The 14,182-nt window shown below is 60.6% G+C and carries 11 protein-coding genes and 2 rRNA genes (1 of these 13 running past the window's edge); 4 read left to right on the top strand and 9 right to left on the bottom strand.

The genetic code is table 11. The features are described 5' to 3' along the window. Positions 1–36: 36 nt before the first annotated feature. The gene (locus ACS5Q8_RS10030; RefSeq protein WP_276197361.1) at positions 37–936 is read left to right on the top strand and encodes an alpha/beta fold hydrolase; all 900 of its coding nucleotides are present in this window, start codon (positions 37–39) and stop codon (positions 934–936) included. Here ACS5Q8_RS10030 and ACS5Q8_RS10025 read toward each other — a convergent pair. Then, the gene (locus ACS5Q8_RS10025; RefSeq protein WP_276197360.1) at positions 933–1,901 is read right to left on the bottom strand and encodes a GlxA family transcriptional regulator; all 969 of its coding nucleotides are present in this window, start codon (positions 1,899–1,901) and stop codon (positions 933–935) included. The two genes, ACS5Q8_RS10030 and ACS5Q8_RS10025, sit on opposite strands and share 4 nt — an antisense overlap. Before the next feature lie 89 nt (positions 1,902–1,990). Between ACS5Q8_RS10025 and inhA the strand changes: the two genes are divergently transcribed. Then, positions 1,991–2,671, top strand: coding sequence for an isonitrile hydratase (inhA, locus tag ACS5Q8_RS10020; protein ID WP_443700782.1), 681 nt, complete (start codon positions 1,991–1,993; stop codon positions 2,669–2,671). Between the two features lie 219 nt (positions 2,672–2,890). Beyond that, positions 2,891–4,345, top strand: coding sequence for a mannose-1-phosphate guanylyltransferase/mannose-6-phosphate isomerase (locus ACS5Q8_RS10015; RefSeq protein WP_426101023.1), 1,455 nt, complete (start codon positions 2,891–2,893; stop codon positions 4,343–4,345). 3 nt (positions 4,346–4,348) lie between these two features. Here ACS5Q8_RS10015 and ACS5Q8_RS10010 read toward each other — a convergent pair whose 3' ends face one another. The 4 genes from ACS5Q8_RS10010 to ACS5Q8_RS09995 form a co-directional block, all read right to left on the bottom strand. Continuing rightward, on the bottom strand, positions 4,349–4,933 hold the full coding sequence (locus ACS5Q8_RS10010; protein ID WP_276197357.1) for a DUF4174 domain-containing protein: 585 nt from the start codon (positions 4,931–4,933) through the stop codon (positions 4,349–4,351). 165 nt (positions 4,934–5,098) lie between these two features. Next, positions 5,099–5,731: a glutathione S-transferase family protein gene (locus tag ACS5Q8_RS10005; protein WP_276197356.1), complete on the bottom strand. Its 633-nt coding sequence runs from the start codon at positions 5,729–5,731 to the stop codon at positions 5,099–5,101. Between the two features lie 78 nt (positions 5,732–5,809). Next, positions 5,810–8,167, bottom strand: coding sequence for a DNA polymerase II (locus ACS5Q8_RS10000; RefSeq protein WP_465160126.1), 2,358 nt, complete (start codon positions 8,165–8,167; stop codon positions 5,810–5,812). Between the two features lie 93 nt (positions 8,168–8,260). Further along, positions 8,261–8,734, bottom strand: a complete 474-nt coding sequence (locus ACS5Q8_RS09995; protein ID WP_465160125.1) for an SRPBCC family protein — start codon at positions 8,732–8,734, stop codon at positions 8,261–8,263. A gap of 98 nt (positions 8,735–8,832) precedes the next feature. Between ACS5Q8_RS09995 and ACS5Q8_RS09990 the strand changes: the two genes are divergently transcribed. Next, positions 8,833–9,234, top strand: a complete 402-nt coding sequence (locus tag ACS5Q8_RS09990) for a GFA family protein (RefSeq protein WP_465160124.1) — start codon at positions 8,833–8,835, stop codon at positions 9,232–9,234. Between the two features lies 1 nt (position 9,235). On the opposite strand, the gene mrdA is transcribed toward ACS5Q8_RS09990, so the two are convergent. The 4 genes from mrdA to ACS5Q8_RS09970 all read right to left on the bottom strand — a co-directional run. Beyond that, positions 9,236–11,128, bottom strand: coding sequence for a penicillin-binding protein 2 (gene mrdA / locus ACS5Q8_RS09985; protein ID WP_276197353.1), 1,893 nt, complete (start codon positions 11,126–11,128; stop codon positions 9,236–9,238). Between the two features lie 221 nt (positions 11,129–11,349). Next, positions 11,350–11,730 carry a cupin domain-containing protein gene (locus tag ACS5Q8_RS09980; RefSeq protein ID WP_465160123.1) on the bottom strand — a complete coding sequence of 127 codons (381 nt, stop codon included), beginning with the start codon at positions 11,728–11,730 and terminating at the stop codon, positions 11,350–11,352. 223 nt (positions 11,731–11,953) lie between these two features. Beyond that, a 5S ribosomal RNA gene (rrf, locus tag ACS5Q8_RS09975) occupies positions 11,954–12,069 on the bottom strand. Between the two features lie 157 nt (positions 12,070–12,226). Then, positions 12,227–14,182: ribosomal RNA gene (locus ACS5Q8_RS09970) — 23S ribosomal RNA — on the bottom strand; it runs 936 nt beyond the window's last position.

Raw genomic sequence — 14,182 nt, 5'->3', positions numbered from 1 at the left:
CATCAGCAGTCATCGCCCAGCCGACAGGAGCCCACCATGCGCATCGCCCCTCCGCTGCTTCACATACGCACCTCTATGCTCGATGTGGCGTATGAAGCCCACGGCCCCGTCGGCGGTGAGCCGGTAATCCTGCTGCATGGCTTCCCCTACGACCCTCGCGGCTATGACGACATCGCCCCGGCCCTGGCCGAGCGCGGTTGCCGGGTGTTGGTGCCGTACTTGCGCGGCTATGGCCCGACGCGGTTTATCAACGCGCACGTGATGCGCTCCGGGCAACAAGCGGCGTTGGCCAAGGACCTGTTGGACTTCATGGATGCGCTGAGTATCCCGCGGGCCACCCTCGCAGGTTATGACTGGGGCGGGCGCGCGGCGTGTATTGTCGCGGCGCTGTGGCCGGAACGGGTGCGCGGGTTGGTGAGCGGCGATGGCTATAACATCCAGGACATTGCCAAGTCTCTCGAACCCAGGTCGCCGGAAACGGAGCATCTGTTGTGGTACCAGTTCTACTTCCACACCCCGCGTGGCGTGGATGGGTTGACCGCCAATCGCCGGGCGTTTTGCCAATTGCTGTGGTCACTGTGGTCGCCCTCCTGGGCCGCAGGGCCAAGCCTGTACGGCCAAAGCGCGCCATCGTTCGATAACCCGGACTTTGTCGACGTGGTGATTCACTCCTACCGTCACCGCTTCATGTACGCGCCGGGCGATCCCGCACTGGCGTCCATCGAACAGGCGCTGGCGCTGCAACCGACGATCACGGTGCCGACGATTTCGCTGTGCGGCGCCGACGATGGCGTGGGCCCGCCGCCGCTGGAGGATGACGATGCGCAGCACTTCAGCGGCGTCTATCGGCGGCAGGTGCTGCCCGGCGTGGGCCACAATATTCCTCAGGAAGCGCCGCAAGCGACCCTTGCGGCGCTCCTGGAACTGCTCGCCTAGGCCACTGGCGAAAAGCGCTCGCGATAGGCCTGCGGCGTCACTGACAAGACCCGCAGGAAGCTGCGCCGCAAGGTCTCTTCGCAGCCGAACCCGCACTGCACGGCGATGCGTTTGATCGATGCGCTGCTGTCCGCCAGTTGCCGGCGGGCGGTTTCGACGCGGATCAACTCGACGGCACGCGCGGGGGTCTGGCCGGTTTCGGCGCGGTAATGGCGCACGAAGCTGCGCTCGCTCATGCCGGCCTGGGCGGCCAGGGTGGCGAGGGTCAGGTCGAGGGTCAGGTGTTCCGCGATCCACGCGTGCAACTCGGCGAAGCGGCTGTCGCCTTTTTGCAATGACAAGGTCACGCTGAATTGCGATTGCCCCCCGGGACGCTTGAGGAACACCACCAGGTGCCGCGCCACTTCCAGCGCCACGGCACGGCCCAGGTCTTCTTCCACCAGGGCCAGGCACAGGTCGATACCGGCGGTCACACCGGCCGACGTCCACACCGCACCCTGCTGGATGAAAATCGGGTTGGACTCCACCGTCAGCGCCGGGAATTTGCGCGCCAGTTCTTCACAGCGCGTCCAGTGGGTCGCCACGCGGCAACCGTCAAGCAAGCCACTGGCCGCCAGCAAAAAAGCCCCGGTACACACCGACGCCATACGCCGGGTGTGCCGGGCTTTTTCGCGCACCCAGTCCACCAGCGCCGGGTCTTCGGCGGCGCCGTACACGCCCCAGCCACCGGCGATGATCAGGGTGTCGCAAGGCGTGTCGACGGCCGGCAACGGCTCGGCCACCAGCGCCAGGCCGGCGGAGGTCATCACCGGCGCCGTCTGGGCGGCGATCACCGCGACCGCGTAGGGCAACGGCGCACCGCGCTGGCGCGCCAGGTCGTTGGCGGACGCGAACACCTGCAAGGGCCCGGTCACATCGAGCACTTGGGCATTATCAAAAGCGAGTACGTGAATGAGTCGAGGCATGATTGGCGTGATGTGTGGGTTCAATGGCGTATTCGCCAAAGCCTAGGCCTCTAGAGTGAAGCCGTCCACCCTTTATCGGAGCTTCGTTCATGACCTTGCAGATCGGTTTTCTGTTGTTCCCCGGCATCCAACAACTGGACCTCACCGGCCCCTATGACGTGTTGGGTTCGCTGCCGGATGTGAAATTGCACCTGGTGTGGAAAGACCTCGCGCCGGTCACGTCCAGCACCGGATTGGTGTTCACGCCGACCATGACTTACGCCGACTGCCCGACCCTGGATGTGCTCTGCGTCCCCGGCGGCAGTGGCGTCGGCCCGTTGATGGAAGACCCGCAAACCCTCGACTTCCTCAGGGCCCAGGCGCTCACCGCGCGTTATGTCACCTCAGTGTGTACCGGTTCGCTGGTGCTCGGTGCGGCCGGCTTGCTGCGCGGTCGCAAGGCCACCACCCATTGGGCGTACCACGACCTGCTCGCCCCGCTCGGCGCCATCCCGGTACAAGCACGCGTGGTGCGTGACGGCAACCTGTTCACTGGCGGCGGGATTACTGCAGGGATCGACTTCGCCCTAACCCTGGCGGCTGAGCTGTACGACGAAGCGACCGCGCAACTGGTGCAGTTGCAGATCGAATACGCACCGGCGCCGCCGTTCGATTCAGGCCGGCCGGATACCGCGCCCACGTCTGTGCTGGAAGAAGCCAACAAGCGCACGGCCGAGTCGCGCAAGGTCCGGAGCGAGATCACTGCGCGGGCGGCCGCTCGACTGGGTTGACACTGGCCGATGTTCGTCGTGGGCGGTCGCGCTGAACGGCAACCCGCTCTTCGACGCCGCGCTCTCGCACAGCGTTTCAGCGACGTGGACGGCATCCTGATGCTCAACACGTCGCAGTTGCCGCTGCGCGGCTAGTCGCCGATGATGCGGGTCACCGCGATTGCGATCAGGCTTGATCCCAAAGGCGTGGGCCGTCCTTTCCACCCAAGAAGTCCATTGATGAATACCCACGACGGATTAATTCCCTGCATCATTTCCGGCGGTTCGGGCACCCGACTGTGGCCAGTGTCCCGGCAGAACATGCCCAAGCCGTTCATGCACATGCGCGATGGCCAGAGCCTGCTGCAGAAAACCTTCCTGCGCGCCAGCCGCCTGCCCGGTGTGGAAAACGTGCTCACCGTCACCAACCGTGACCTGCTGTTTCGCACCCTGGATGACTACCGTCTGGTGAACAAGGCCCAGCTGCCCCTGGACTTGTTGCTGGAGCCCTTCGGCCGCAACACGGCAGCGGCGATTGCCGTGGCGGCGCTGCATGTGCAGGAGCACTTTGGCGACGACGCCCAGTTGCTGGTGATGCCCGCCGACCATTTGATCCTCAATGAAACCGCGTTTGCCGTGGCCGTGAGCCAGGCCCGCGAACTGGCCGAAGCCGGCCATCTGGTGACCTTCGGTATTGAGCCTGATCGCCCCGAAACCGGCTTCGGCTATATCGAACAAGGTGCCGCGCTGGGGGCGGGAAACCGGGTCAACCGCTTTGTCGAAAAACCCGACCTGGCCACCGCGCAAGGCTACCTCGACGGCGGCAAGCACCTGTGGAACGCCGGCATATTCTGCTTCAAGGCCAGCACCCTGGTGAACGAGCTGACCACCCATGCCCCGCAGGTGATGGCGGCCGCCAAGGCTGCGCTGGCGCACAGCCAGAGTTTGCAGAATACAACCTCGCGCCAGCGTGAACTGGATGCCGAAGGCTTCGGCAGCGCACCGGACCTGTCCATCGACGTGGCGCTGATGGAGAAGTCCGCGCAGGTGGCCGTGGTGCCCTGCGACATCGGCTGGAGCGATATCGGCTCCTGGGAAGCCCTGCGCCAGCTCACCCCCAGCGATGCCCAGGGCAACCAGGTCAATGGCGAAGCGATTCTGCATGACGTACACAACTGCTACATCGACTCGCCCAAGCGCGTACTCGGCGCGGTGGGCGTGCGCGATCTGATCATCGTCGACACCGCCGACGCCCTGCTGATCGCCGATGCCAATCGCAGCCAGGATGTGCGCCACATCGTGGCCGAGCTCAAGCGCCAGAACCATCCGGCGTACAACCTGCACCGCACAGTGACGCGACCATGGGGCACCTACACCGTGCTGGAGGAAAGTGCGCGCTTCAAGATCAAGCGCATTGTGGTCAAGCCGCTGGCGTCACTGTCGTTGCAGATGCATCACCACCGCAGCGAACACTGGGTGGTGGTCAGCGGTACCGCACAGATCACCAATGGCGAGCGGGAATTTCTGATCAACGCCAACGAGTCCACCTACATTCCGGCCGGGCACAAACACCGCCTCACCAACCCCGGCATCATCGAGTTGGTGATGATCGAGGTGCAGAGCGGCGAGTACCTGGGCGAAGACGACATTGTGCGCTTTGACGATATCTACGGGCGCGCGCCCGCAGAAGGATAGGCCTCAGTCATCCAATGGCTGAGGGGCCGGTTTGCTGCCAGGTTTCGCCGGCTTGGCGGGCTTGGCGCCCTTGGCCGGAGCGGGTGCGACAGGTTCGGGCTCTGCAGCGGCGGCGGCTTCTTTCTCGGCCATCGGCATCTGATCGATGGCGCTGAAGAAGTCCTTCAAGTCGAGGGTATCCGGTGGCACGGTCTTCTCAACTTTCTTCTCACCATCCTTGCCCACCAGGATCACTTTGGTGCCGCTGCCGGCGCCTAATTTGAGGGCGCGGATCAGCGCGTTGGTTTCAGGCGGTGTGAGCTTCTTGTTGTCCTTGGGGTCCTTGGCGAACTTCTCCCCTTCGGCACCGATGCTGCCAAACTTCACGGTGTACAACACCATGCCGCGCTCTTCAAAGGACTGCTTGGTGGCAGGCTCGTCCAGCTGTTTCTTGAGCTTGACCAATGTTTCATTGCCGGAATCAAGCTCCACCACCACCAGCGGTCGGGCCTTGCCCAAATCCTGCTTGAGCGGGTTGATATCAGCAGCAGCCAACAGCGGCCCCGTAAAAGCCATCAAGGTAGCCAGGGTCAGCGACCGGATGAGCATGCGCACCTCCTTTGAATTCCATGCAGGGTTCTTGAGTTTCATGTCTGCGACAGCCAAATTCAAGGATGATTCCTACACCACCTTGAGAAAGCGTAGGCCAGGACACCTGCTACGCAAGGGATTGGGTCGGTTTGGCGGCCATTGTTTCTTTTGGTTGCCGAAATATTAAGAGACCTCGCACTCCGGCCAATGCCGAGCAAACACAGGCGCCACGAGCGGATCGGCATCCACCCTGTCCAGGGTCTGCGCAAACGCCGACCGCGAGGCGTGCAACGCCTCTCGCGCCGCATCCCAGCGCGACACCGCCGCCGCCATGATGCCCAGGGCATTCGGCTGCTGATCGGCGGCGAACAATTGGTCGGCAAACTGATCGGCGAACACCAACCAGGCCCGGTGCAGGTAGTGGCGCGTGCCGCTGATCAATTGTGCTTGCGCGGCCTCATCGGCGTCGCCCAGCCAGCGCGTCGGGTAGTCGATGATGCCGATTGCCGAGTAGCAATTGGCGGCGATGTACACCAGGCCGCGGAGGATCTGCGCACGGTTGTCGGCGAGTAGATTGGCGGCAGGGAATTCCAGGCCCAGGTGGATCAGGATCGCCGCGCTTTCCGTCAGCACCTGGCCATCGGGCGTTACCAGCGTGGGGATCTGTTTGAGCGGGTTGATACGCGCGAGCGCTTCGCTGCCCTCGCCGTCCTGCCAGGAGCTGGCGTCTACCCGATGCCATGGCACCGCGCAACGCTGCAGGGCAATTTCGATCATGCATGAGCCGGAGTCGTCGGTGCCGTAGAGCGTGTACATGGGGGACCTCCTTGGTATCACGTAGCAATTGCCGAGCACGCCAACAGCGTAGACGCTCACCCGCGCGAGGCAAATAGTTTAGAACAGGCCCATTTGCCCGCCGACCAGGGTGCCGAAGTCGTCATTCACAAACGGCAGGATCGCATCGGCCACTGGCTGCAATTGCCGGGTGACGTAGTGGTCATAGTCGATCGGTGCCTGGCGCACTTCCAGCGGTTCCGGGCCGTTGACGCTGATCACGTAGCTGATCCAGCCACCGCGCTGGTACTGGCGCGGGCGGTTCATGCGGTCGTTGTAGTCGTCGGCCAGGCGCGCAGCGCGCACGTGCGGCGGGACGTTGCGCTCGTAGTCGTCCAACCGCCGGCGCAGGCGCTTGCGGTAGATCAGCAGCTCGTCGAATTCGCCGCTCAAGGTGCGCCGAACGTAGTCGCGCACGTAATCCTGATAGGGCTGGCGGTGGAAGATACGATGGTAGAGCTCCTGCTGGAATTGCCGGGCCAGGGGCGACCAGTCGCTGCGCACGGTTTCCAGGCCCTTGTAGACCATCTCTTCGCTGCCATCGCCGCGCACCACCAACCCGGCGTAACGTTTCTTGCTGCCCTCCTCGGCGCCGCGAATGGTCGGCATGAGGAAGCGCGTGAAGTGGGTTTCGTATTGCAACTCCAGGGCGCTGTGCAGGCCGAATGCACTGTGCAAATGCGCGCGCCACCAATCGTTGACGTGCTGCACCAGTGCCTGGCCGATGCGGCTGGCGTCCTCTTGGGAATGCGCGCCACCGAGCCAGACGAAGGTGGAATCGGTGTCGCCGTAGATCACTTCATAGCCCTGGGCTTCGACCAGTTCGCGGGTCTGGCGCATGATCTGATGGCCGCGCAGGGTGATCGACGACGCCAGGCGCGTATCGAAGAACCGGCAACCGCTGGAACCGAGGACGCCGTAGAAGGCGTTCATGATGATTTTCAGCGCTTGGGACAACGGCGCATTGCGTTCGCGCTTGGCCTCTTCGCGACCTTCGGAGATGCGCGCAACAATGGCCGGCAGGCAGTGCCGGGTGCGGGAAAACCGGGCGCCGCGAAAGCCTTCCACCGACTCGCTGTCATCGGGGTGCTCGAGGCCTTCGACCAGGCCCACGGGGTCGATCAGGAAGCTGCGGATAATCGACGGGTAGAGGCTTTTGTAGTCCAGCACCAACACCGATTCGTAGAGGCCGGGGCGTGAATCCATGACAAATCCGCCGGGGCTGGCCTGGGGCGGTTTGTCGCCCAGGTTCGGCGCGACGAAGCCTTGGCGGTGCATCAGCGGCAGGTACAGGTGGGTGAATGCGGCCACGGAGCCACCGTTGCGGTCGGCCGGCAAGCCGGTGACGCTGGCCCGTTCCAGCAGGAATTTAAGCAGCTCGGTCTTCTCGAAAATCCGCGTGACCAGCTCGCAGTCCTTGAGGTTGTAACGCGCCAGGGCCGGCTTGTCCTCGGCGAACATGCGGTTGATTTCGTCCATTCGCTGGTAGGGCGTGGAGATGTCCTTGCCTTCGCCGAGCAGGGTTTGCGCGACGTTTTCCAGGCTGAAGGATTCAAAACTCCAGGTGGCCGAGCGCAGCGCTTCGATACCGTCGATGATCAGCCGCCCCGCCGCAGCCGCGAAGTAATGATTGCGGCTGCCGTGCTCGCGCCAGGCCATGGGCTCATCGCCTCGGCCGAGCAAGAGTGGCACGTTGAGACGCTGGGCGTGTTCGTGGAGCACGCGCAGGTCGAACTGCACCACATTCCAGCCGATGATCGCGTCGGGGTCATGCGTGGCGAGCCATTGGTTGAGGCGCTCGAGCAATTGGCCGCGGGTGTCGCAATAGTCGAGCTTGAAGTCCACCGCATCGGTTTTGTTCGGCGGGCCGAGCATGTACACCTGGCGCTCGCCGCAGCCTTCGAGGGCGATGGAATACAGATCGCCCTGGGCGGTGGTCTCGATGTCCAGGGACACCAGTTTGAGCGGCGGGCGATAGTCGGGCGCGGGTTTCATCTGCGCGTCGAGCAACGCGCCCGTGGCGTCGGGCGTGCCGTCGAACCACACGGGGGCGGTGATGAAACGCTCCATCATGTAACGCTCGGGCGGGCGCACGTCACCTTCGTAGACATCGACACCGGCGGCGCGCAGGCGCTTTTCCAGGTCCATCAGTTGCCGATGCTGGCGGGTGTAGAGGCCCAACACCTTGCGGTGATGGAAATCGCACAGCTCCAGCGGGCGCAATTCGACATCGCGCTCGCCCTTGAGCAGCCAATCCAGCGGCTTGCGATGGGCTTCGGGGATGAACATCACCGAGCTTTGCACAGGGAGGCGGATAAACCTCGGCCCCTGGTCGGTGGCCAGCCAGAAACTGACCTGCGTCCCCGCCGGGGTATCGCGCCAATGCCGGGTCAGGACAAAACCCTGCTGTAAATCCACCGTGACGCACCTCAGGAATCGCTTTCAGGGCGTGATTCTACTCGGCATCCGGCCAAACGCGGCACGTTAACGCGCACACAGCGCGCAATCGCCTCAGGCGATGCCTTGGTGGAAGTGGCTCAGGTAGCCTTCGATATTGCGCATTTGCTCGTCCCATCCGCGGGAATTCATTTTGAAGGCTTTCAGGCGGCGGGCTTCGGGCACTGCGTCGAAGCCGGATTCAACGACCCGCAGCAGAATGCCCGGGGCGCGGTCTTCAACGGTGAACGCCACCAGCGTCGGTGTTTCCTTGTCGTAGTCGATGCCCTCTTCTACGGCGAAGGGGTGCCAAGAGAACGAAAATCGTGTCTGCGGCAGGATGCATTCGATCTTGGCCTTCCAGATCACGTGTTCGTAACCTGGGTAAGTAATCGGCGCTTCGATCGTTTCCCCGACGACAAAGGTTTTACCCTTGAGGGCGATGCCAAACCAGCGGCCGAATTGCTCGGCATCGGTGAGCGCCTCCCACACCTTTTTACGTGGAGCGTTCAGCAGGACTTTCCGTTCTATGCGATCTGATACGTGCATAAGTCACCTCCTCCATTGACAGTAGGCGACATCGACCAATGCGCAACCTTGGGTTCTGCGCGATGATGATGCCCCCATCGTTGACCCGGCCATAAGTTATGACTGACCCGTTGAATGGAAGTTGCTTGTGCAAAGCCGTGCGCTACCAGGTGGACAGCCTGGACATGCCCATCAGCCACTGCCACTGCGACAGCTGCCGCAAGGCGCATGCGGCGGCGTTTGTGAGCACCGCCGGCGTGATGCGTGAACATTTTCGCTGGACGCAGGGCGAGGAACTGTTGGCGGCCTTCGAATCTTCGCCAGGCAAATTTAGGCGTTTCTGCTCACGCTGTGGCTCACATCTGATGGCCGAGCGTGGGCATCAGCCCCATGTGATTGTGCGGGTGGCGACGCTGGACGATGATCCGGGCGTCAGGCCCACCGCGCATATCTGGACGGCCCATGATGTGCCGTGGCTGGCACATGAGGGCGTGGAGCAGTGGGACGAATGGCAGGTGTGAGTCAGACGTGGGGATCGCCGGGGGCCTTGCTCGGCGTCGCATATTGCGGCTTCAGGTGGCCTTCGTGGTCGAGCAGCCAGGCGTCCATGATCTGGCGCACCACCGGGCCTGCGACGCGGCCACCGGCCTCGCCGTTTTCGATCATCACCGAAATCACGATTTGAGGGTGCTCCGCCGGCGCAAACCCGACAAACAGCGCGTTGTCACGGTGGCGCTCCAGGGTTTTGTCGCGGTTGTAGCGCTCACCCTGCTTGATCGCCACCACCTGCGCGGTACCACTCTTGCCGGCAATCCGGTATTGAGCACCCTGCGCGGCCGCCCGAGCGATCCCGCGGGGGTCGTGCATCACCAGTTGCATCCCGTGGTTGACCTGTTCCCAGTCACGCGGGTCCTTGAGGACCACGTTGGGCATCGGGTGCTCGTCCACTGGCGCCACACCGTTGATAGTCTTGGCCAAGCGCGGTCGATTCCACACGCCTTTATTGGCAATCAACGCGGTGGCCTGGGCCAATTGCAGCGGCGTGACCTGCATATAACCCTGGCCGATGCCGAGGATCACCGTTTCGCCCGGGAACCAGGGTTGACGCCGCGTCGCGCGCTTCCAGGCCTGGGACGGCATCAGGCCAGCTGACTCTTCGAACATGTCCAGGGAGACTTTCTGGCCGAGGCCAAATTCGGCCAGGTAGTCATGCAGGCGGTCGATGCCCAGCTTGTGGGCCAGGTCGTAAAAATAGGTGTCGTTGGAGCGCATGATGGCCGCGTCCATATCCACCCAACCATCACCGCTGTGGTTCCAGTTGCGGTATTTGTGGTCAAAGTCGGGCAATTGGTAGTAACCGGGGTCGAACACACGGGTCTGGGCGGTCACTACCCCGCTGTCGAGACCCGCGATGGCCACTTCCGGCTTGATGGTCGAGCCCGGCGCATAGAGACCGCGCAGGACGCGGTTGAACAGCGGACGGTCGATAGAATCATGCAGGGCCGCATATTCCTTGAAGCTGATGCCGGTGACGAACAGGTTGGGGTCGAAGCTGGGCTTGCTGACCATAGCCAGTACTTCGCCGGTTTGCGGGTCGAGTGCTACCACCGAGCCACGGCGATCGCCCAAGGCTTCTTCAGCCGCTTCCTGGAGTTTGACGTCGAGGCTCAGCACGATGTTTTTGCCGGGGATCGGGTCGGTATGCTTGAGCACGCGCAGTACGCGTCCCTGGGCGTTGGTCTCGACTTCTTCATAGCCGACATGGCCATGCAGCTCTGACTCGTAGAACCGCTCGATGCCAGTCTTACCGATGGACTGCGTGCCGCGGTACTCCACCGAGTCGAGGGTCTTGGATTCTTTTTCGTTGATGCGGCCAACGTAACCGATGGAGTGAGCGAAGTGCGCGCCCAGGGGATAGTGGCGAACGAATTGCGGTTCGACGTCTACGCCGGGCAGACGGAACTCATTGACGGCGAGTTCGGCGATCTGTTCTTCGGTCAGCTCATAAAACAACGTAACCGGCACAAAAGGATGCCGCGCCTGCTTCAGCGCCTTGTCGAACACGGCGCGGTCTTCTGCCGGTAGGTGCAGCAGACTGACGATCTCGTCCAGCTCGCCCTTGAGGTCGGTGGTGCGCTCGCGGGTGATGATCAGGTTGTAGCTTGGGCGGTTGTCAGCCAGCACAACGCCGTTGCGGTCATAGATCAAGCCACGAGTCGGCGTGATGGGCAGTACGTGGACACGGTTGTTTTCAGAAATCGTCGAGTGATAGTCGAATTGCACCACCTGTAGGAAATACAGGCGGCCCACCAGGGCACAGGTGATGCCGATCACCAACAAGGCGCAGGCGAACAGGCGTTTGTTGACCAGGCGGTTTTCGTTTTCGTGGTCTTTGATCGGTATCGGTTCAGGCATTTCTACAGCATCTCGTTGAAAAAGGTCGACGCCGCGTCCTGCGGATGAAAGATCAATCCTTGTGAAAATGTGCTGCACCATAGCAAAAATGCAGAAACACTTTGCATCGATTTCCCAAACGGTAGCCTGGAAGGGTCGTGTGGTGCAGGCGGTACCGAGCGTCGGGGGACGAGGCCACTGTTGCCAGATGGCGACGGTGGCCTGGAACAGCAGGATGGATTTCAGATCCACTGGTCGTTCATGGCGGTGCGGTCTCCCCCTTCATGGCCGGTGTTCAAGATGCCGCGAGGTTCGATCATCATCAGTTTGGCTTCGCCTTCGGCGGCCGTCCGGTGTTCTATTCCGCGAGGAACGACATACAACTCCCCCGGCGCCACATACACGGGACCTTCCGGAAGGTCGATACGCAGTGTCCCTTCAATCACGAGAAACGCCTCGTCGGTTTCTGGATGTGAGTGCCAGATGAACTCGCCTTCGATGCGTACAACCTTGAACTGGTAGTCGTTCATCTCGGCTACGACTCTTGGGCTCCACTGTTCACTGATGAGTGAAGCTTTTTGCGCGAGATTTACAGGTTGTGCTGAGTGCTGTTGCTGAGCCATGACCAATCCTCTGGTAGATGAGAGTTGTCAGACTATCGAAGGAAGGGGCAACCGTTCTTGTATGATCTTGCAGTTTGAGGATCGCGGCACAAACACTCAAAGAGCCGTTACTAAACCACGACAAGGACGCACCGAAGACCACCGCAGTGGCGCTCTTCGCACTTTCCGAGCGCGCAAAACAAAACCCCTGTCTGCGTAAGCAAACAGGGGTTCTGGAATTTAATCTTGACGATGACCTACTCTCACATGGGGAAACCCCACACTACCATCGGCGATGCATCGTTTCACTGCTGAGTTCGGGATGGGATCAGGTGGTTCCAATGCTCTATGGTCGTCAAGAAATTCGGGTACTGAGTCGTGACCTGATGGCCTCGCTTCAGCAAATTGGGTATGTGATAGCTTTCGGTGTTTTGTGAGATTCGAACTTTCGGTTCGTTTCGTCTTCACACACCGCAATCTGATGCTCTTTCGAGTAGTCAAATTGCTTGGGTGTTATATGGTCAAGCCTCACGGGCAATTAGTATTGGTTAGCTCAACGCCTCACAGCGCTTACACACCCAACCTATCAACGTCGTAGTCTTCGACGGCCCTTCAGGGGACTCAAGGTCCCAGTGAGATCTCATCTTGAGGCTAGTTTCCCGCTTAGATGCTTTCAGCGGTTATCTATTCCGAACATAGCTACCCGGCAATGCCACTGGCGTGACAACCGGAACACCAGAGGTTCGTCCACTCCGGTCCTCTCGTACTAGGAGCAGCCCCTCTCAAATCTCAAACGTCCACGGCAGATAGGGACCGAACTGTCTCACGACGTTCTAAACCCAGCTCGCGTACCACTTTAAATGGCGAACAGCCATACCCTTGGGACCGGCTTCAGCCCCAGGATGTGATGAGCCGACATCGAGGTGCCAAACACCGCCGTCGATATGAACTCTTGGGCGGTATCAGCCTGTTATCCCCGGAGTACCTTTTATCCGTTGAGCGATGGCCCTTCCATACAGAACCACCGGATCACTAAGACCTACTTTCGTACCTGCTCGACGTGTCTGTCTCGCAGTCAAGCGCGCTTTTGCCTTTATACTCTACGACCGATTTCCGACCGGTCTGAGCGCACCTTCGTACTCCTCCGTTACTCTTTAGGAGGAGACCGCCCCAGTCAAACTACCCACCATACACTGTCCTCGATCCGGATAACGGACCTGAGTTAGAACCTCAAAGTTGCCAGGGTGGTATTTCAAGGTTGGCTCCACGCGAACTAGCGTCCACGCTTCAAAGCCTCCCACCTATCCTACACAAGCAAATTCAAAGTCCAGTGCAAAGCTATAGTAAAGGTTCACGGGGTCTTTCCGTCTAGCCGCGGATACACTGCATCTTCACAGCGATTTCAATTTCACTGAGTCTCGGGTGGAGACAGCGCCGCCATCGTTACGCCATTCGTGCAGGTCGGAACTTACCCGACAAGGAATTTCGCTACCTTAGGACCGTTATAGTTACGGCCGCCGTTTACCGGGGCTTCGATCAAGAGCTTCGCGTTAGCTAACCCCATCAATTAACCTTCCGGCACCGGGCAGGCGTCACACCCTATACGTCCACTTTCGTGTTTGCAGAGTGCTGTGTTTTTAATAAACAGTCGCAGCGGCCTGGTATCTTCGACCGGCATGAGCTTACGGAGCAAGTCCTTCACCCTCACCGGCGCACCTTCTCCCGAAGTTACGGTGCCATTTTGCCTAGTTCCTTCACCCGAGTTCTCTCAAGCGCCTTGGTATTCTCTACCCAACCACCTGTGTCGGTTTGGGGTACGGTTCCTGGTTACCTGAAGCTTAGAAGCTTTTCTTGGAAGCATGGCATCAACCACTTCGTTAACTAAAAGTTAACTCGTCATCAGCTCTCGGCCTTAGAATCCCGGATTTACCTAAGATTCCAGCCTACCACCTTAAACTTGGACAACCAACGCCAAGCTGGCCTAGCCTTCTCCGTCCCTCCATCGCAATAACCAGAAGTACAGGAATATTAACCTGTTTTCCATCGACTACGCTTTTCAGCCTCGCCTTAGGGACCGACTAACCCTGCGTCGATTAACGTTGCGCAGGAAACCTTGGTCTTTCGGCGTGGGTGTTTTTCACACCCATTATCGTTACTCATGTCAGCATTCGCACTTCTGATACCTCCAGCAAGCTTCTCAACTCACCTTCACAGGCTTACAGAACGCTCCTCTACCGCATCACCTAAGTGATACCCGTAGCTTCGGTGTATGGTTTGAGCCCCGTTACATCTTCCGCGCAGGCCGACTCGACTAGTGAGCTATTACGCTTTCTTTAAAGGGTGGCTGCTTCTAAGCCAACCTCCTAGCTGTCTAAGCCTTCCCACATCGTTTCCCACTTAACCATAACTTTGGGACCTTAGCTGACGGTCTGGGTTGTTTCCCTTTTCACGACGGACGTTAGCACCCGCCGTG

Source organism: Pseudomonas sp. PAMC25584 (assembly GCF_058135675.1).
The sequence above is the reverse complement of the archived record's forward strand: the minus strand, read 5'-3'. Positions and strand labels throughout refer to the sequence as shown.

Excerpts from the sequence above, each read along its gene's own strand:
- ACS5Q8_RS10030 (WP_276197361.1), top strand. The coding sequence starts at position 37 with ATGCGCATCGCCCCTCCGCTGCTTCACATACGCACCTCTATGCTCGAT.
- ACS5Q8_RS10025 (WP_276197360.1), bottom strand. The coding sequence starts at position 1,901 with ATGCCTCGACTCATTCACGTACTCGCTTTTGATAATGCCCAAGTGCTC.
- inhA (WP_443700782.1), top strand. The coding sequence starts at position 1,991 with ATGACCTTGCAGATCGGTTTTCTGTTGTTCCCCGGCATCCAACAACTG.
- ACS5Q8_RS10015 (WP_426101023.1), top strand. The coding sequence starts at position 2,891 with ATGAATACCCACGACGGATTAATTCCCTGCATCATTTCCGGCGGTTCG.
- ACS5Q8_RS10010 (WP_276197357.1), bottom strand. The coding sequence starts at position 4,933 with ATGCTCATCCGGTCGCTGACCCTGGCTACCTTGATGGCTTTTACGGGG.
- ACS5Q8_RS10005 (WP_276197356.1), bottom strand. The coding sequence starts at position 5,731 with ATGTACACGCTCTACGGCACCGACGACTCCGGCTCATGCATGATCGAA.
- ACS5Q8_RS09995 (WP_465160125.1), bottom strand. The coding sequence starts at position 8,734 with ATGCACGTATCAGATCGCATAGAACGGAAAGTCCTGCTGAACGCTCCA.
- ACS5Q8_RS09990 (WP_465160124.1), top strand. The coding sequence starts at position 8,833 with ATGACTGACCCGTTGAATGGAAGTTGCTTGTGCAAAGCCGTGCGCTAC.
- mrdA (WP_276197353.1), bottom strand. The coding sequence starts at position 11,128 with ATGCCTGAACCGATACCGATCAAAGACCACGAAAACGAAAACCGCCTG.
- ACS5Q8_RS09980 (WP_465160123.1), bottom strand. The coding sequence starts at position 11,730 with ATGGCTCAGCAACAGCACTCAGCACAACCTGTAAATCTCGCGCAAAAA.